21 protein-coding genes are annotated in these 17,298 nt (G+C 43.1%); 5 read left to right on the forward strand and 16 right to left on the reverse strand.

The genetic code is table 11. The features are described from left to right. Positions 1 to 183: 183 nt before the first annotated feature. From AWJ19_RS09655 to AWJ19_RS09700, 8 genes are all read right to left on the reverse strand, one after another. Entirely contained in the window at positions 184 to 792 is a 609-nt protein-coding gene (locus tag AWJ19_RS09655) for an AAA family ATPase (protein WP_157889981.1), read from the reverse strand. A gap of 334 nt (positions 793 to 1,126) precedes the next feature. After that, positions 1,127 to 1,972 carry an AAA family ATPase gene (locus tag AWJ19_RS09665; RefSeq protein WP_068723286.1) on the reverse strand — a complete coding sequence of 282 codons (846 nt, stop codon included), beginning with the start codon at positions 1,970 to 1,972 and terminating at the stop codon, positions 1,127 to 1,129. A gap of 177 nt (positions 1,973 to 2,149) precedes the next feature. Beyond that, positions 2,150 to 2,719 (reverse strand): YdhK family protein, encoded by a 570-nt coding sequence (locus tag AWJ19_RS09670; protein WP_068723287.1) that lies wholly within the window; start codon positions 2,717 to 2,719, stop codon positions 2,150 to 2,152. 111 nt (positions 2,720 to 2,830) lie between these two features. Then, on the reverse strand, positions 2,831 to 3,433 hold the full coding sequence (locus AWJ19_RS09675; RefSeq protein ID WP_068723289.1) for a class I SAM-dependent methyltransferase: 603 nt from the start codon (positions 3,431 to 3,433) through the stop codon (positions 2,831 to 2,833). A gap of 100 nt (positions 3,434 to 3,533) precedes the next feature. Then, positions 3,534 to 3,866 (reverse strand): four-helix bundle copper-binding protein, encoded by a 333-nt coding sequence (locus tag AWJ19_RS33980; RefSeq protein WP_082707807.1) that lies wholly within the window; start codon positions 3,864 to 3,866, stop codon positions 3,534 to 3,536. A gap of 348 nt (positions 3,867 to 4,214) precedes the next feature. Beyond that, a complete protein-coding gene (locus AWJ19_RS09690; protein ID WP_068723295.1) occupies positions 4,215 to 5,594 on the reverse strand; it encodes a HAMP domain-containing sensor histidine kinase in 1,380 nt (459 codons plus the stop codon). Next, on the reverse strand, positions 5,584 to 6,300 hold the full coding sequence (locus tag AWJ19_RS09695) for a response regulator transcription factor (RefSeq protein ID WP_068723296.1): 717 nt from the start codon (positions 6,298 to 6,300) through the stop codon (positions 5,584 to 5,586). The genes AWJ19_RS09690 and AWJ19_RS09695 overlap by 11 nt, the downstream gene beginning before the upstream one ends. 130 nt (positions 6,301 to 6,430) lie before the next feature. Continuing rightward, positions 6,431 to 6,622 (reverse strand): DUF2933 domain-containing protein, encoded by a 192-nt coding sequence (locus tag AWJ19_RS09700; protein ID WP_068723298.1) that lies wholly within the window; start codon positions 6,620 to 6,622, stop codon positions 6,431 to 6,433. Between the two features lie 270 nt (positions 6,623 to 6,892). Between AWJ19_RS09700 and AWJ19_RS09705 the strand changes: the two genes are divergently transcribed. Genes AWJ19_RS09705 through AWJ19_RS09715 form a run of 3 tightly spaced genes read left to right on the forward strand, consistent with a single transcriptional unit; the run spans position 6,893 to position 8,846 of the window. Beyond that, positions 6,893 to 7,156 carry a hypothetical protein gene (locus AWJ19_RS09705; RefSeq protein WP_068723299.1) on the forward strand — a complete coding sequence of 88 codons (264 nt, stop codon included), beginning with the start codon at positions 6,893 to 6,895 and terminating at the stop codon, positions 7,154 to 7,156. Between the two features lie 24 nt (positions 7,157 to 7,180). Continuing rightward, positions 7,181 to 8,314, forward strand: a complete 1,134-nt coding sequence (locus AWJ19_RS09710; RefSeq protein WP_068723300.1) for a ParM/StbA family protein — start codon at positions 7,181 to 7,183, stop codon at positions 8,312 to 8,314. 10 nt (positions 8,315 to 8,324) lie between these two features. Then, positions 8,325 to 8,846, forward strand: coding sequence for a hypothetical protein (locus AWJ19_RS09715; protein ID WP_068723302.1), 522 nt, complete (start codon positions 8,325 to 8,327; stop codon positions 8,844 to 8,846). 77 nt (positions 8,847 to 8,923) lie between these two features. Here the strand turns inward: AWJ19_RS09715 and AWJ19_RS09720 are convergent, their stop codons facing one another. From AWJ19_RS09720 to AWJ19_RS09750, 7 genes are all read right to left on the reverse strand, one after another. Further along, positions 8,924 to 10,588 carry a multicopper oxidase domain-containing protein gene (locus AWJ19_RS09720; protein WP_068723303.1) on the reverse strand — a complete coding sequence of 555 codons (1,665 nt, stop codon included), beginning with the start codon at positions 10,586 to 10,588 and terminating at the stop codon, positions 8,924 to 8,926. An 86-nt stretch (positions 10,589 to 10,674) separates the two neighbouring features. Beyond that, positions 10,675 to 11,280 (reverse strand): hypothetical protein, encoded by a 606-nt coding sequence (locus AWJ19_RS09725; protein WP_068723305.1) that lies wholly within the window; start codon positions 11,278 to 11,280, stop codon positions 10,675 to 10,677. Beyond that, positions 11,277 to 11,654, reverse strand: coding sequence for a hypothetical protein (locus AWJ19_RS09730; protein WP_068723307.1), 378 nt, complete (start codon positions 11,652 to 11,654; stop codon positions 11,277 to 11,279). The genes AWJ19_RS09725 and AWJ19_RS09730 overlap by 4 nt, the downstream gene beginning before the upstream one ends. A gap of 4 nt (positions 11,655 to 11,658) precedes the next feature. Continuing rightward, complete coding sequence (locus tag AWJ19_RS09735) at positions 11,659 to 11,958, reverse strand: hypothetical protein (protein ID WP_068723309.1); 300 nt, start codon at positions 11,956 to 11,958, stop codon at positions 11,659 to 11,661. Between the two features lie 30 nt (positions 11,959 to 11,988). Next, positions 11,989 to 12,453: a cytochrome b/b6 domain-containing protein gene (locus AWJ19_RS09740; protein ID WP_068723311.1), complete on the reverse strand. Its 465-nt coding sequence runs from the start codon at positions 12,451 to 12,453 to the stop codon at positions 11,989 to 11,991. A 21-nt stretch (positions 12,454 to 12,474) separates the two neighbouring features. Then, positions 12,475 to 13,050 (reverse strand): hypothetical protein, encoded by a 576-nt coding sequence (locus tag AWJ19_RS09745; RefSeq protein ID WP_068723313.1) that lies wholly within the window; start codon positions 13,048 to 13,050, stop codon positions 12,475 to 12,477. A 17-nt stretch (positions 13,051 to 13,067) separates the two neighbouring features. Next, a complete protein-coding gene (locus AWJ19_RS09750; RefSeq protein ID WP_068723314.1) occupies positions 13,068 to 13,955 on the reverse strand; it encodes a hypothetical protein in 888 nt (295 codons plus the stop codon). 191 nt (positions 13,956 to 14,146) lie between these two features. Between AWJ19_RS09750 and AWJ19_RS09755 the strand changes: the two genes are divergently transcribed. Continuing rightward, complete coding sequence (locus AWJ19_RS09755; protein ID WP_068723316.1) at positions 14,147 to 15,403, forward strand: hypothetical protein; 1,257 nt, start codon at positions 14,147 to 14,149, stop codon at positions 15,401 to 15,403. Between the two features lie 144 nt (positions 15,404 to 15,547). Continuing rightward, positions 15,548 to 16,908, forward strand: a protein-coding gene (locus tag AWJ19_RS33985; protein ID WP_128083555.1) for an IS1182 family transposase whose coding sequence is annotated in 2 segments (ribosomal slippage) — positions 15,548 to 16,118 and positions 16,118 to 16,908 — 1,362 coding nt in all. Because the reading frame shifts where the segments join, the coding sequence is not laid out codon by codon here. A gap of 134 nt (positions 16,909 to 17,042) precedes the next feature. Here AWJ19_RS33985 and AWJ19_RS09770 read toward each other — a convergent pair. Beyond that, complete coding sequence (locus AWJ19_RS09770; protein ID WP_054940736.1) at positions 17,043 to 17,228, reverse strand: hypothetical protein; 186 nt, start codon at positions 17,226 to 17,228, stop codon at positions 17,043 to 17,045. Positions 17,229 to 17,298: the final 70 nt, after the last annotated feature.

The following is a 17,298-nucleotide window of genomic DNA, read 5'->3' on the forward strand; positions in this document are numbered from 1 at the left end:
CCTGAATCGTCTCTGCAAACAGGTCTTTCAAGGCATTTTGTGCATCTTGTGCAGTGACAAGATTGTTCTCCTTAATGAACTCCCGAAGTTGCTGTTTTGACCAAAGTCCCATGTGTTCTCCCCAACCTTTCTCTTACTTTCATTTTAATGGGTTTGAGAGTTTACACAATATATTTTACAGACTCAAAATGTCTCATCCGCCATCCTAGCGCCATTTTTGGGCCGGTTTTTTGAAAACGTAATTTCCTTGTGAAAATAGACATTATGCGTTAGAAGAAACAATTGAATGATATTGCTTTCTTCGTTGCGTATATCTTCTATAAGTTTGGAAATCAAATTGCTTACGATAAACAATACGTTACTGTCCAAGCTTGAAATGGGGTCATCAATCACAACAACTTTATTCTCAGTAATTAAATCACTGTTATTGCTACCGTTTAATAAGTGCATAAAATAAAGAAAGGTAACAAACGTTTTCTCGCCTTCACTTAACGTTTGATTAACGTCCTCACCATTTGAGCGGATTAACCGATAATTCCCTTGACTTTGTGTATGAGCGAATTTGAAATTAGTAAAATGATAGGCCCTCAGTAACCGATTCATTTCGTTTACAGAGGGGATTACACTCGTAATCTGAGCCTCCAGCCTGTGAATTTCGGATTCCAATGCGACTCTTTCATTCTTCTTTTGGGCTAATGTTACAATAAGGTTGTCGATTGCTCGTCCTGTTCTATAATCTATACGAACATATTTCTCATGATTTGCTGATTCTCGCTCCAGATAAAATCCCAAATCTGGGTTATCAATTTATTCCCTTCATCCACTCGGTTCTCTATAAAAGTATTATGCTGCTGAATTTGTTCATTCGCTCGTACGATTTCTTCATTGATCACATCGACGAAAGCAGCAATAGTTAACAATTCGACTGGATGACTGGGATGAGTTTGCTTATGCTTGAACAAGTCCAAATTATGTGCATTTTTCGAAAGGATCAGTTCATATTGTTGCGAAATGAGATCGAGATTCAAATATGTATTTTTCTTGTCGGTCAATAATAACTCTTGCACTTGATTTTCAAGATAATGATAACACCGTTTATAGTGTTCAACTTGATCTTGTAGTTCAATCATCTCTTTTTCGTAATATTAAAGTAATCATTGAGTTTTTCGGTAAATCCCTCAGGAAGTTGTTGTTGGCAAAAGGGGCACACTCCTTCTGCTTCAGAAACATGTGTATGTCCTTGTTTAACCCAGTCACTAATCGCTAGCTTGGATATAAGAACAGCAATATCGACTTCCTGTTTACCGATAATAGGGGTCTGAAAAATCCGGTGATTGCATACCGCAGACAGATGCTCTATTTTAATCTTTCCAAGAAGGGGTAGCTTCTTATTTGAACCATTAAACAATTTCTGTACACGCGCTTGGAGGTCTGCTAGAGCACATATTAGTCCGCCTGTCGGTGCTTGCTTACATCTTTTCATAAAGTTTATTCTATTGTTTCTTAAACCCGAAAAGGCCACTGAAAAGATATCGTCATATTTCCGCTTTAATTTCCAACAATCGTCGGTAAACTCATCTTCGTTTTGTTTAGACTCTTTTTGTTTGACCTCTAGATTAGAACTTAACCGACGAATTTCCTCAACTACTTTATCAACTAAGTCTTTTTTGTCCCGGATGGTTTGTTTAATCTCTGTTGATTCTCTTCCCAAAGTAAAGATACCTTTGATATCTGATTCTTGGTGGAAATTTTCCTCGACAAACTTTTGGTTATACACCACTGTTTTCAATGGCTGGGAAACCCAGGATATCCTACTATCAGCATAAAGTTCAATTTGTTTAAGAACATTAGATAAGGTTGTTTTCCCGCTGCCATTCGAGCCGTAAAAATAGTTAATTTTTTTCAGGTCACTGTAAAGTACACCCTCACTACTATAGGTAGCCACATTTCTAACGGCAATCTCCCTAATCATACTTTGATCCCCCTTGTAATGATGTTCCCCTGTATTCCTCATGTCTTTTGCGGAAAATCTAATACTATTATATCATTCATCCATTGATTCCATCGGTAATTTACGTCAATTTTTGCAAGATTCCTCTATTTATTAAAAAAGAAAGCAGCCCCTGGAGGCTGCTTTTATCATCTTCGTTTACTTCGCCTTTAACTCATCACCGGTTACCCATTTGTGATTTCTCACTGGCTCTCCGCCTGTTGTCGGGGTATAGTCAACCATGTATACGGTTGTTTGCTCACCTGTATCTACAGTTGCGGTAGCCCCCTTCATACCAGGCATATGATCAACGTTAAGCACCACTTCTGTGCCAGGCGCATAAAGCTGGTCTCCTGCATCTTTTAAATCTTGCTGAATAACCCATTTATGATTGGTAACCGGATCTCCTCCGGTAGTGGGTGTATACGATACCGCGTAGACATTAGTGTCATAAGCCCCTACAATGGTTGCGGTAGCTCCCTTCATCCCGGCCATGTGTCCCTCGGTAATAATGACTTGATCGCCGACCTTATACTCCGGATTAGCGGCTTCTTTTAATCCTTCAGGCACTTCACTTGTCATATTCTCATGTTCCATCTCTGAATGATTCATGCTGGATGCAGCGTTATTGGGTGTATTGGACGCTTCATTTCCGTTATTTGCGGTATTTCCACAGCCACTGATGACGACCACCAGCGCTGTAGCTAAAATGAACAAACCTTTTTTCATATTAATAACACTCCTTCATAGGTGAATTGTGAAATTTATGCAGACTAACGCGTATGCATTATCGTCTCCAACGAAACAGATTTCATACCATTGACGTGGGAAGTCGGCTGATTACGGTCTCAAGAGCAATCGTCTTACAATGGTTGTACATAAAGGCTCGCTTTTTTGTATGATCAAGCCGGCAGATTCCACATTCTTTAACGTATACCGGTTAATGTTGGCCCCGCTGATACGAACTGTAAGGGGATTAAGCAGATCCATTAGCTTCCCAACCATTGGATGCTCACTCCTCATGTGTTCTAACAGCCTGATTTCCCCTTCTTTATTACACACTCGCTTCATTTCTCTCATGCCCTGAACCGGATCGGGGACAGAACAAAACACACAAGTCGCTACTATGTAGTCGAATGTCTGATCTTCAAAAGTTAAATTTTGAGCATCCATCTCCATTAAAGTAACGTCGATCTTCAGTTCCTTTGCACGTTGTTCGGCATATTGTAGCATCTTTGGGCTAAAATCAATCCCGGTTAAGCGAACAGCGGGTGGATAATAGGAAAGATTAGCACCTGTTCCTATGCCTACCTCAAGTACATTTCCACTTAGCCCGCTTAACAGTTCTTTGCGCCAACTCCTCATCATTTTTCCATCCACACGATGAAAAAACGGAGCTATTCGGTCATATCGTCTCTTAATCGTTTGAGTCTCCCTACCCATCCATACTCTCCTTATACCCTTTCCTGTCCTTTTGACATCAGATGAGCAAGGGAAACATAACAACCTTGCTCATCTGATTCATTTAAAGTCAAATGTTAAGTTAAGCGATCATCTTACGGCAAACCTCCGCACATCGGAAACAGGCCTCAGCACATTTCTGGCAATGAGCCGAATGATGGTGTTTACTGCATTCATTACCACAACGTTCACAAGCATCAGCACACAGTCTGCACAGCTCCGTGGAATAGGTGCTGTGTTGAGTCAAGGCCTGAGCAGTAAAGGCACAAATATCCGCACACTCTCGGTCGAGACGGATGCAATCCTTCATCATATCAACGGATTCTTCCTCCAAACAAGATTTGTAGCAGTAATTGCAAGCCTGCATACAACGTAGACATTCATCAATGCACTCCTGTAACTGTTCTTGTGTCATGAAATAAACTTCTCCTTTCAGTGTTTGAATGAGGTGTAGCTATCTTCAATTAACCTGAAAGTATGAAGATTTGATGTGGTTTTTGTGAAAAAATTGAGTTTTGCAATTTTGCGAATAAAAATTCTTTGTCTCAATGTTTTTTTCGAGCTTTATAAATCCTTAAAGAAACGAAACTCAATAACCCGATAAAAACAAAACATGTTACCAATTTTATGATCCCACTTGCTTGTATTATGGGACTTTGAAAGGATACCGCGGATATCGTCATGCAACTTATACCCATTCCGATCAAAAGAACAGCAATTAGCCATTCCACTTTTTTCATTAGCCTGCCTCCTAACGTCATGGCTACTGGTAAAACTGAATTTCAAACCGTGTGCCTTTGTCTACTTCACTTGTTACTGTAATTTGCCCGCCCTGCAGTTCAACCAGTTTTTTCACTATGGACAGTCCTAAGCCCGTTCCTCCATATTGGCGTGATCTAGACTTTTCTACACGATAAAAGCGTTCAAAAATGTATGGGATTTCGTCTTTTGGAATGCCAATCCCTGAATCCTCCACGACCAGGAGAAAAGCACTGCTGGTATATGAGAGAGAGACGTTAATTTCGCCTTTTTCGGTATAACGGACTGCATTCTCCAAAAGATTAAGGATTATTTGCTCCATCCGCTTTTTATCTCCGCGAATCTTTTTCATCATACCGTTTTCCTTGTATTTCAGGCTAAGGCTTTTTTCTCTTGCCTTGAGCTCCACTTTTCGCACCGCCTGCTGCGTTAAATCAGACATATTCACCCAGTCTAGCTCAAGATTAATCTTCCCTTCTTCCATTTTCGATAAATCAAAAAGGTCCTCAACTAAGTGCTGCAAACGTAACGCTTCGTCATGAATGATTCCCAGATACTTGTTTTTCTCCTCTACCGTTTCATAAAGTTCCTGTTGGAGAACCTGAGAGTAGCCTTCCAAATAGGTGATCGGTGTCCGGAGTTCATGAGAAATATTAGCGAAAAACTCTTGCCTTGTATCCCGATATCGCTGAAGATCCACAGCAAGATCGTTGATTGCATGCGCCAAGCTGCCCATTTCATCATTGCTGTTAATATCAAGACGTGTTTCCAAGTCCCCTGCAGCGATCTTCCGTGTGGCCTGTTGCATTTTAAGTAAAGGCCGGGATAAATACTGGGCTATTATCCATGTAATACCGAGAGCCAATAAAAAAGCGCCAATCCCTGACAAGATCAAAAGATTACGGACCGCAAGTAATGACTGTTCCATTTTCTCGGTGGAAGACATGACATAAAGGGCGGAGGCCGCTACGTCTTTCACATAGATTGGTTGTCCGGAAACAAAGTAACGAATTCCGGAAGGTTCGGTATATAAGAAATTGACTTTCTTTCCTGCAAAGATTCTTTCCAGATCCGAGCTTCGAATTATCTTTCGATCGGAAGAGTCATGCGTTCCTGAGTGTAGAATTACCTCACTATTGGCATTGACGTTAAAAATACTGACGTTCGAGAATTCTGCAAAAGTTTTCATCATTTCACCAGAAGTACTATCCGATTGGGCCATGACCGCAAAATGAGAACCCAATTCCTCATTCTCCGTACGCATCCGATCGATATAAAAACTTGTGAATAAACGGTCTATAGTAAAGCCCAGAAACACCAATACGATTAGAAACACCGTGATAATAACAAATCCTAATTTTAAGCCGATACGGTTATTTTTCATTGGCATCTCCCGGAACATAAAACTTATAGCCAACCCCCCATACCGTTTGGATCGGGTTATATTTCAAGCCGGCCAAATGCATCTTTTCTCTGATGTTTTTGATATGCGTATCGACGACTCTGAACTCACCTTCAAAATCATAGCCCCATAGCCGTTCCACTAATTCTTCTCTTGTAAATGCTTTTTGGATATTCTGCGCAAAAGACACCAATAAATCGAATTCCTTTTGAGTAAATTCTACATATTCATCACAAATCCGGACTTCACGGGCTTCAGGTATGATTACAAGATCTGGATAATGAAGCATGCGCGACGGTTGAGGAATTACCTCCTGGTTCATCACTGATCTACGAATCAGCGAGAAAATTCGAGCCAGTAATTCTTCTGAATCGAATGGCTTGGTCAAGTAATCATCCGCTCCGATACCCAAACCTTTTATCTTATCTTTAGTCTCAGTTCGCGCTGACAGGAATAATACCGGCGTTTTCACAAGTTCTCTGATACGCTTACAGATTTGCCAACCATCCATATCGGGCAACATAACATCTAGAATAATGACATCAAAGGAATGGGCTTGGACCAGCGCCAAGGCTTCTTGCCCCGTGGATGCTTCTTTAATCGCAAAACCTTCTTTCATTAAATAAATCCGCAGCAAATTTCTCATATTCCATTCATCATCTACAATTAATACCTGGAGTTTCGACACTGAACATTCACCTCAAATTTATCTGTTTTTTTAATATTACAAAATTAATGTGTTGAAAATGTGTAGATGTGTGAACGGTTCAACATTAGAATGCCGTAAGCGACACTCGCTTACGGCATATTCTGTCCATCTATTTTTTAAAACTCTGCAGTTCTTTGCTAATTCGCTCATTTTCAGCTTTCAGATCGACCAACTGGTCATGCAGGCTTTCAGCTGCAACACGATGATTTGGGGAGCCGTGAGAGTGTCCCCCTTTCATTGTAAACATCATAACAATCATCATGACAGGACATACCAGCACGAGTAATGTAGACCATTCCATTTGAAATCCTCCTATGAAAGTTCCTTTAATTTATATTTTTATTTTAAAGTTTGAGTATGTGGAATGTATGTTGAAAGCATGCGTGAATCGTGAACTTTTCTATTTTACAGAAAAAACGATAAGCAATTGAAGAAGTGAAATCTTCTTCATATCTACATCATTTCAACATATTTTTATGGCATAATTTACCTAAATCTGATAAAAACTTGTGCCAAAGGGAGTGAGTTGTATGCTGATGGTTAAACGGATCGTACTAAAGGAGATGGTCATTTGAACTTGAACGCCTTTTTTTCGGAACTCCTTCTTCTGTGTCTCCTTTTGCTCATTCTATTGACAGCTATTGTGGTATTCATGGGAATAGCCCGATTATTTACATTAACCGCTTTCTCCACAACTTCACCTATTTTAACTGAAGACCAGCCCCTTCAACCACAGCAACACTCCAATGAGGGACTAAAAGACAATCCTATTACTCAAGCGTATGTAAAGCGTCATTTTTTTAATGATCAAAACGATTTGAAAACCAATCGCTAAAGGTACATAAGGAGGAAAACAACGATGGTTATCCGGCAAGCAGCAGTGGATATCGGCAATGACTCATTAAAAGCTTACTTCGAAAAATTAGAGAACGAGCTCCTTATTCCCAACGTTATCGCCGAAATCGGTCTTTCCCGAAACATAGTGGAGCTTGAGAAACACCCATTGGATGGGCTTCATGTTGAGATCATTTCTGACGCATTGAAACGGGGACAAGGTGTTTATGCGGTAGGTCATCTCGCCGGCGGATATGATCATAACGACGAATTGACTACGATTAGTGATAAATCAGAAGCCGACCAGCCCATTGTAATGTTGTTAACCGCGTTAGCTTATGATGCTGCAATGGCTTCTCCAAATCAAAATGGCGTTACTGAAGTGACTTATTATTTATCCACGGGACTTCCACTAAGTGAAGCAAAACGTGGTAAACGCAAGCTTTTCAAACAAAAACTGAAATCGGGTACTCATGAGGTCCGTTTCCATATTACGCCGACCATTGGTGGTAGAACAATACGCATTCATTTTGAAGAAGTACTGGTCAATATTGAAGGACATGTTGCTTTGATTGATTTAACGACTCATGATGACGGTTCGGTTCGCAATGAAGAACTCACTCATATGAACGTATTAATTAACGATATTGGCGGACTATCGACTGATGCGGCAATCATTTTAGAGGATGGAGCAGTAGACAATATCCATTCGGACGGAATCAAAGAAGGAGTCTCTCCTTATTTGGATGAAATCATGGATCGCGTATACACAGAAACGGGGTACCGTTTCATAAATCGTCAGCAGCTCATTGAAGTCATAACCACTGAGAATGAAGAAGAACGGTATCACGTTTGGTTTCGAGGTAAACGTACCGGTATTCAGTCCATTGTCGATGAAGTGCTGATGAAAATCGCTCGTGAGGAGTATAAACTGATCCGGAGCACGTGGAACAAGGTCCCCAGTATTCGAGTTTCGTATCAAATTGGCGGTGGATCTTTGCTTTTAAGACCGTACATCGAGAGAATCAACGAGCTTGAGGAAGATTATCCGCTGCGGTTTGTCAGTACAAAAGATTCAATTTGGATGATCGCTAGAGCGTATTTCAAATTACTGAAAGTGTACCTGAAAGTTAAGAATGAGCAATACACCGCCAATTAGGGAACAAGACATGGAGATTTCCAGATCGCAGGCAGTGGAGCGCAAGCTAACGATTCATCTACCCGAACACACTTCCCAGAGAGTTATTGACTTTCTTGTTGACCTGGAGCATTTGGATAAGTCCCTTTTTCAAAGTAAAATCGCAGCTATATTCATCGAATCCATTGAACGATCCATAGCTGTGACAAAGCCGAGTGTGACGATTCCACTACCGGAGTATCTTGGAAAAGACCACCTGGAATGGATTCAACATCCCTTCACCAAGCAGCTATTAACCAGTTGGTTGCTACAGCTTATCAAAGATGTTCCTGATGCTGTAACTCGAAGTCATTCCAGCTGCAATATAACAAATGAAGTGACGGTAAACCAGGGTGCACACCCCCCATCCAGTGATTCTTCTGTACTAGAATGTGCAGAACTAGAATTTGCAGAAAAAACCGCCCCTGATAAAAGCGGCACGAATACACCCCCTTTTCAGATCACAAATCCGTATCATGCCAAGTTAGTGGGGTTCTTTTTAGATGGTGAATGAAGCAGAGGGTGCAAGAACTTACTAAAGTTCTTACACCCTCTTCACTTTTTATGGGGGAATATTTATGAATCACTCTTTTATTCAGGTTTATTCCCTTCAGAGGAACTCGGCGTGTAGGTGGACTTGTAATCCGTATAGATCAATTTCTGAACCATTCCTCCCGCTGCATGATGAAGCTCATGACAGTGAATCAACCAGTTACCAGGATTGTCTGCTTTGAAGATCAAAACAACCTTTTCCCCTGGTTTGACCAGCACGGTATCTTTCATAATCGTACCACTGACCAGTTCCCCATTTCGCTCGATCACTTGAGCAAAATGGCCATGGATATGAATGGGATGGTCTACTGTATCATCATTTTGAAGCGTCAATTTAACATAATCCCCCGTCTTGACCTGAAGCGCAGGAAGATCCTTGAACACCTGATCATTGATCGTGTACTGTTGTTCATTCCCATTCATTTTAGAATTTAAAATGGCGGTATACTCCACATCAAAAGAACTGACCGTTCGCAGATCCGTATTTACCTGTTTTCCATATTGAAGCAAATTGAAAACCGGTATATTTTCATGCTGGATCTTGCTGATTACTCCATTACTTCCGGCGACTTTTACCGGGATCACCAACTGATCGTTATACAAATTATTGTCATGTGCATCCAGCGTAAAGTCTTCGTTAGTCTTGATGGTCATTTCTATATCGTACCGTTCTCCTGGCGCCACCGTAACCATTTGGTTATTCAGTACTCCTGGTTCAGCTATATCCTGACCATCTGAGCTGACAACTTTAAATTCTCCGGGAATATGAATGGCGTGCGAGCGATACCCGGCATTTATCAAACGTAAGCGAACCGTATCCCCTACCTTGGTCGTCAAGGGATCGATGAAAGAACCCGATTTCCCATTAACCGTGTAAATGTTATACATCGTGGCCATCATCTCTTCTTCGCTCATCGCTTGAGATGAAGCGCCATGAGCGCTGTGGCTGGAGGTTTCCTGCTCTTCCATCCATTCGTCTAAGAGGAGAGTCACATCTTGATCCGGTTTAGGCTCTGATTTGGGTTCCACGATCAGTGCGCCGTAAAGTCCTTTGTCTACTTGCTTGGAGCTTTCCTGATGAGAATGATACCAGTAGGTTCCCGGTATATCGGCCGAGAAGCGGTATGTGAAGGTTTCTCCAGGGTTCACTGCCTCCTGTGTCACCCCGGGAACGCCATCCGCCTCTGAGGTGACCGGGTACCCGTGCCAGTGAATGGATACCGGCTCCTCCAGTTCATTCTTCAAGGTAACAACCACAAAATCCCCTTGTGTGACTCTAATTTCCTGCCCTGGAACGGTGCCATTAAATGTCCATAGAGGCAGCGTTATCCCTCCAGCAATGGTCACAGTACGGTTCATGGCTGTGAGAGAAAACCCTTTTACCGGCTGGCCCTCTTTTGGTTCCAGCGCCGTAGGCTCACTTGAAGGGGCAGTCGTGTTTTCTGGCCCTGGAGTAACGGGCGATGTCGGTGCAGGTACGATAGCAGTCGGAGTGGAACTTGGTACAGGTGTTTCCTCCTCCGTTACATTTGTAGATGTGCCATGCGCACTATGATCCATGGATGACATATCATCCGTAGCTTGGGGAGCCATGCCGGTTGAGCTCTGACCAGCTGCAGAGGTTCCATTCATATAAAGGCCGGCTGCCGTTCCACCAAGAATCAATGCAATGAAAAGCAACCATACCAAACTTCTGTTGCTCAATCTGTCTTCCTCCTATTCAAAGATAGATGATTTAAAAAAGCAGCGTTCGGTCAATAAAGACGAACGCTGCTCCGTTCCCGCTTAAATTACATCATGCCCATGCCGCCGCTGCTGCTGCTGCTTCCGCTACTGCCGCCCATGTTCATATCCATATCATCATCCATCATACCTCCAGAACCGCTCATACCGCCGGACGACCCCATATTCATGTTGGATTGTGACTGCATACCGTTCATATATTGCTGCTGCATCATCATCATATCTTGCTGAAGCTGATTCATGCGCTGCATCACTTCATTCATCTGGTCCATGTTGACCGTCCCGTTGACCGTTCCATTCACCGTCCCGCTCATATTCCCCATCGTACCTGTCGCGTTTGCAGTACCGTTTACGTGCAGACTATGTTGATCATTTGTAGAAGATGCTGCAGTCGGATTTGTTACATTGAGCAGTACTACAGAAATGATAAGTCCGAAAAACGAAAATACCGCCAATTTTAACCAACCACTACTTTTCATTATTGTCATTCCTCCAAATTTGCTAGAAGTTGTAGTTCCTTTTTGCCCCCGGCTCTCGCTGATATAGCCAACTGTTTTTTTTACCATCTCATAGACAGTAAAAATGAGCCCGGCTGAAAGCAAGATCAGTAAAACGGCCATGTACAGATTGCCAAATGAACCTAAAACATTCATTTCCTTTTCCTCCCGTTTAACGGCTTCGGCCATACGATCGCAAGAAATACTGCTCCGGCAATAATCATTGGCATTGTTAGAAGAAGCAACGCAGTGGTGACGATATGAATGGTATACAGTTTTCCCTGTTGATCATGGTGGCCCTCATGCTGGCTGTTCCCATTCCCCGCTCCTGCTGCCATCCCTTCGTATGCAAACAGATCAGGGATCGTAGCCTTGGATAAACTTTCGCTCTTCATCATATCGGCCATAGATGCGTCCATTTGAGCTGCATTCTCCGTGCGGTTTCCCCAGGATAGGGCAACCACGAGCACCGAAATGACAGCAAAAACGGCGGTGAGTTGCCAGAACGGCATTTTCTGCTTTTTAAACATGGTTTTACACCTTTCTTCTGCACCGTACGTACACTCCAGCCGCTATACTTATAGACAATAACGGAAAGGCAAAAGCGATGCTCTGGTTCATTAGACTGTGTATGTTTGTGTCCTCTTTTACTTGCATCGACAGCCCCATCAGAGAGGAATCCATGGCCTTCATCATGCCCATCATAAACTGCATCACCTCTTGTTCTGTCGGTCCAAACCTGAACATGGAAATGAGTATGGCGGCAAGAGCGAAGAAGAACGAGGTGGTTACAAACCAGATGAATAGCTTGAACCACTTTTTTTGCATCCACATGGTAAAGGCCCTCTCTCCCTTGAGCAATCATTATTTAGGTTTTGCAGCCCTTTTTTTAGGCCATGTTAGCGCATGGGTTTTCATGTAAATGTGCCAGATCACGCTTGCTACAGCCAGATAAGTCAGTTTTTCATGAATCCAAAGTGAAAACGCGGTAGCTGCATGATTGCTGTCCATAAAGAGCCAAATAATCGCACCGGTAATGATGAAGATGAGTGTTGTGATGAAGGTGAACAGTCCATACCCGGATGGTCCGAACACAAGCCAAGGCTTTTTGGTTTTATCCCGGCGAAGAATGCGGATGATCTCGTACATCATCACAATGAAAGTGAGCAGTACATACACGATAGCCGCTATCCGGTGTACGATATCCGCCATCGCGATATCATATTGCATCAACCAGCCATACTTGGCTCCAGCCATAGCGATTCCACTAAGGGCCAGTACCGAGAATACGAGCGCCCAGAGCCAATGGAGGATAAAATCAAACTTCATAAACGATCACCTGCGATTCATTTAGTCTCTTTTCGTTTCGCCATCCGGCGTTACATCTGTCCGATTCGTTTTTGGTTCCACACCTGCTGTGAGAACCGCACCATTCGTTGCATTGATTGTAGACTGGCTTACATTTTGCTTAACATAGTTATACAGGAAGGCAATCAAAGCGATCACAAACAGAATAGTCAGCAGTTTTACAAAAAACGTTAATATGCCGGCTACACTCCAAGAACCTACAATGCCCATTCCACCAGCGTTAAATCCGCCATTCAGTACGATGCCCAGCAGATACAGCACGACTATGACACCAATAAGCGTAGTTGCAAGAACGAAAATGGTCTTAAGCATAGGATCATTACCGACTACGGTCTTCGCTTTACTATAGGATTCCTTAAAGTACTTGTTTTTTAACCAAATGGCGAGACCAACCACCAGACTGAGAACCAGAGCCACTAAAAGCAGTTGGGTCACCGTTCCAAGAATGCCGGAAATGATGCTTCCCGTACTTGAAACGCCTTCCATTTCCATCCCTTGATAATTTCCGGTGTAGTTCAGTGTTCCTTGCGTTCCTCCGGACATATTCATATCCATCATTTTAGTTCCTCCTTAAGTTAAAGGTGATTTTCGGCACTGGCCGTTTCCGGACGGGGGGTTAGTATACTGCCGATCACGCCAACGAGAGCGACTACCAACAAAATTGTAAAGATACCCACGATTAGGATCATGAGACTTGGGGTTCCAAGTCCATTGAAGATACTGCTGTCTTGATTGGAGGTACTTGCGGCCAACACATTCTGGGCTTGTGAAACGGTTTGTTGAATCTGTTGCTCGACCCACTGATTCAGACTAGTTATACCCATCACCGTCTGGGCCATATCATAGATGGCTCTACTCGTTTCCTGCATATTATTGCTACCCATCATTCCTGTTCCGTTTAGGAGAATACCATTCTTAGCTTCATTGAGCTTTGTATTCACCTCGCTAAGCGTCTTTTGGCTTTGTAGCAGCAGGTTATAACGGAACTGATACGTCTCATACGTCGGGTTTGCCGATTCAGTAAACCCCATTCCGTTATCCAGGGTTTGCTCCAGCTGTGCTAATAAATACACACTTTCTGATAAGGAGTAAATGCCCTTTTGAACTTGAATTGATCCAGGCACCGCTTGTTGTGAGGCAGTTCCTCCTGTTTCACCGTCGTTAACAGAAGACCCATTTAATACGGCTTCTGACGGATACGCCATCATATTGTTAGCCATTTGTTTCATCGATTGCTGGGCTGCAGATACTCTTTCCCTCAGCGTGGTGACTGGGTTAGTGGATGTTCCTTCGGGCGCAACGGACGCCGAATGCTGACTATGGACATTCGAATTTGTTGTCGAGGTACTTAGACTGTTCCACGAGATTAATCCTTTATCGTTGGCATACCAACCGATATAACCTAAACTTGCTACAATGATGACAAGGAGAAGGAAGCCAATCGTGCTGCGTAATGCTTTCAACCTTTTTCACCTCCTTTAATATTAATGTTATTTGTTTTCGTTGATGTAGCCTAAGGATACCAACTGACTTTGGGGAAAGTATGTAGAATTGATGGGCATAACATGTTTTTATAACGAACAAATCGCACAGCAACTCTGTTAAATCGACATTATAATCCTAGATATGATTTGAATATGGGGGCGACTTCGACATGAACCGAGAGTTACAGCAGCTTATTTTAGATTATAAAACTGACCAGGAATCGGTATACCACACCTGGTTTTTAAACAACAGCGATCGGTTAAAGGCTTTTCGGACCATTAAAACCGGTGTGAACGATGTTATAAAAGCGATTGAGGCACGATTTTTTGGAAACGACTTTAAGGGCTCTCCACTGGAGGATGTTCTTGCGGCGATTTGTGAACAAAAACAAGTTTTTGAAGGTGCTGCACACGCGTTTTACTGGAAACCTAAACTGCGTATTCCCGACATTTATGAAAATGAAGAGAACCAGCTGGCTTTTGGCCGATTTTTGAAGGCCGTGTTACAAGCCTCTGACGAAAAACAATTGTTGACCGAGATTGTGAAACTGGATCAATACCATATCAAAGGCCTTGGTCCTGCGGTAGCTAATATCTTGTATTTTTTGCATCCTACACTTTTCCCCCCGTTCAACACAGCCATCGTGAATGGGTTTAACTCCCTGCTGGATCGTAAGATAAAGCTCGGCTCCTGGCCGGCTTACTTGGAGATGCGCGAGACATTGCTGGACATCAACACGGCTTACCGCTCATCCTTATCCAAGGACCTGGGCGCCATTTCCGGCTTATTGTTTGAAATAGGCACCGGGCGCTTGATTGTTAGCGGGAATGCTGAGGCGTTTCTTCAAGAGGAGGAAAAGAAACGGGAAAAGGGGCGGTATAAGCGGCATCTGGAGGTGCTGAATGATACTAACGAAGAAAGTGAACATTCCGAAATGCAGCTGTATTTGGCGAGACTGGGACGGTCCTTTGGGTACAACGTCTGGATCGCCCAGAACGATCATCAGAGACAATGGCAGGACGAGCCTCTAGGGCGGTATTCTCTTTCTGTATTTCCAGCCATGGATCTCCCTAAATCTATTGCGGATACAATCGCTTTTATCGATGTTCTTTGGCTCAATGAACATAATGAGATTGTATCGGGATTTGAAGTTGAAAAGAGCACCTCCATCTACTCCGGCATTCTCAGGCTGCATGACTTATCATTATCCGTAGGAAATGCAACGTCCAGGTTGTATCTGATTTGCCCGGATAAACGGGAAAAAGAAGTGCGTGCACAACTGCTTCGTCCTTCTTTGCAACAAACGCAGTGCGGCCCTATCTCATACATTCGTTTTTCGGATTTACGAAACGACTGTAACGCCATGTGCAAATACGGAAAATCGGTTGAAGCGCTCGACGCCATTTCGAACATCTGTACTTGTTAAAGCAAAAAGGAACTGATGGGATCAGTTCCTCAGGCTGTCGAGAAAGTCTCGACAGCCTTCTTTATGTGATCTTGGTTTCACACGACACCGCGTTAATGTTGTATAATATAGGTAACTATTTATAGAACGGATGGTGTGTCAAAGATGCTGCGTTCCAATCGAGAAAAACAACAAGCTTTCGAATTTGTTTCCATTGAAGATTTGGTTCCCCAAGACCACTTGCTTCGCAAGGTGGATAAATATATAGATTTTTCGTTTATTGATGAGAAGGTTAGACCCCTGTACTGCTCGGATAACGGGCGCCCTGCAATTGATCCAGTCGTGCTGTTCAAGATGATTTTCCTAGGGTACTTCTACGGCATTCGTTCCGAACGTCAGTTAGAACGTGAGGTCCAAACAAACTTAGCTTACCGTTGGTTTCTTGGACTGGGGTTAACCGACAAGGTTCCAGATCACTCCACGATTAGTTGGAATCGGCGAACCCGATTTAAAGATACGAACATTTTTCAAGATATTTTCGATGAGATTGTGCTTCAGGCCATTTCGCACAGGATGGTGGGGGGACGGGTTCTTGTCTCAGATTCTACTCACGTTAAAGCGAATGCGAATAAACACCAGTACACGAAACAACAGGTACTGCAAAACACCAAAGATTATGTGGATGAGCTCAACGCTGCCGTAGAGGCAGACCGGAAGAACCATGGAAAAAAGCCTTAAAACCTAGAGAGGAAGTGAAAGAAGAAAAAGAAATTAAAGTGAGCAAGACCGACCCCGACAGCGGATACATGATCCGCGACGGTAAACCGGAAGGCTTTTTTTATCTGGACCACCGGACGGTAGATCTGAAATACAATCTCATTACGGATGTCCATGTCACGCCCGGAAATGTCCATGATTCCGTGCCGTATTTGTCGCGTCTGGACCGCCAGCAGGAACGTTTTGGATTTGAAGTGGAGGCCATTGCACTAGATTCAGGTTATTTAACAACGCCGATTTGCCGCGGTCTGCAAGACCGAAAGATCTTTGCCGTTATTGCTCACCGGAGATTTCATTCCAAGCAAGGGCTGTTTCCCAAATGGAAGTTTACTTTTGACGCTGAGCAAGAGATGTACATCTGTCCGGCCGGCCAAGGACTGAAGTACCGCACAACGGACCGCAAAGGCTACCAGCAGTATGCGTCCGATCCGGAACAATGCAAAAGTTGTCCGTTTTTAAACCAGTGTACGCAGTCCAAAAACCACCGAAAAGTGGTAACCCGGCATGTCTGGGAGGACAGCAAGGATTGGGTCCGGAACAACCGGCTCAGCAAGTCAGGCAAGCAGTTGTATCGCAAACGAAAAGAAACCATTGAGCGAAGCTTCGCGGATGCTAAAGAGCTCCATGGGTTTCGCTATTGCCGGTTGCGCGGACTACCAAATGTCAGGGAACAAGCGCTGATGACGGCAGCTGTGCAGAACATGAAGAAGATGGCGATCCACCTGGATCACCGGGAAAAACGGGGTTAATCCCCTCATTTTCCCGTTTGCAGGTCGTTATTGAAATACAAAAGAAACCCATGTCATTTAAAGACCTGGGTTTCTCGACAATCTGAGGAACTGATGGGATCAGTTCCTTTTTCATAATGATCATTTTATAAAACTTAGCGTAAGCTGGAAAGTTCTCGTTTTAATTGTTCATTCTGTACCGCTGCCTCGAAATAGTCTGCGTGAATGGTCCAATCCGTTTCTATTTGTTTAGAGATTACTTTATTCACTGTCTTTTCCCCAAACAAAACCGATCCTATACTTAACGGCACTATATATACCCGATTCCATGACCATGCCATTGCCTTATTCCTCCTCTGAATTCTTAAATGTGTAATCTTTGATTGACTTTATTTTAAGAGATTAATATGT

This window comes from Paenibacillus sp. DMB5, assembly GCF_001517085.1.
Classification (GTDB): Bacteria; Bacillota; Bacilli; order Paenibacillales; family Paenibacillaceae; genus Paenibacillus_AQ.

Bases quoted from the DNA above. Each gene is read 5' to 3' on its own strand.
- AWJ19_RS09730 (WP_068723307.1), bottom strand. From the start codon at position 11,654: ATGTTTAAAAAGCAGAAAATGCCGTTCTGGCAACTCACCGCCGTTTTT.
- AWJ19_RS09700 (WP_068723298.1), bottom strand. From the start codon at position 6,622: ATGGAATGGTCTACATTACTCGTGCTGGTATGTCCTGTCATGATGATT.
- AWJ19_RS09715 (WP_068723302.1), top strand. From the start codon at position 8,325: ATGGAGATTTCCAGATCGCAGGCAGTGGAGCGCAAGCTAACGATTCAT.
- AWJ19_RS09665 (WP_068723286.1), bottom strand. From the start codon at position 1,972: ATGATTAGGGAGATTGCCGTTAGAAATGTGGCTACCTATAGTAGTGAG.
- AWJ19_RS09670 (WP_068723287.1), bottom strand. From the start codon at position 2,719: ATGAAAAAAGGTTTGTTCATTTTAGCTACAGCGCTGGTGGTCGTCATC.
- AWJ19_RS33980 (WP_082707807.1), bottom strand. From the start codon at position 3,866: ATGACACAAGAACAGTTACAGGAGTGCATTGATGAATGTCTACGTTGT.
- AWJ19_RS09740 (WP_068723311.1), bottom strand. From the start codon at position 12,453: ATGAAGTTTGATTTTATCCTCCATTGGCTCTGGGCGCTCGTATTCTCG.
- AWJ19_RS09735 (WP_068723309.1), bottom strand. From the start codon at position 11,958: ATGTGGATGCAAAAAAAGTGGTTCAAGCTATTCATCTGGTTTGTAACC.
- AWJ19_RS09755 (WP_068723316.1), top strand. From the start codon at position 14,147: ATGAACCGAGAGTTACAGCAGCTTATTTTAGATTATAAAACTGACCAG.
- AWJ19_RS09725 (WP_068723305.1), bottom strand. From the start codon at position 11,280: ATGAATGTTTTAGGTTCATTTGGCAATCTGTACATGGCCGTTTTACTG.
- AWJ19_RS09690 (WP_068723295.1), bottom strand. From the start codon at position 5,594: ATGAAAAATAACCGTATCGGCTTAAAATTAGGATTTGTTATTATCACG.
- AWJ19_RS09675 (WP_068723289.1), bottom strand. From the start codon at position 3,433: ATGGGTAGGGAGACTCAAACGATTAAGAGACGATATGACCGAATAGCT.
- AWJ19_RS09710 (WP_068723300.1), top strand. From the start codon at position 7,181: ATGGTTATCCGGCAAGCAGCAGTGGATATCGGCAATGACTCATTAAAA.
- AWJ19_RS09745 (WP_068723313.1), bottom strand. From the start codon at position 13,050: ATGATGGATATGAATATGTCCGGAGGAACGCAAGGAACACTGAACTAC.
- AWJ19_RS09770 (WP_054940736.1), bottom strand. From the start codon at position 17,228: ATGGCATGGTCATGGAATCGGGTATATATAGTGCCGTTAAGTATAGGA.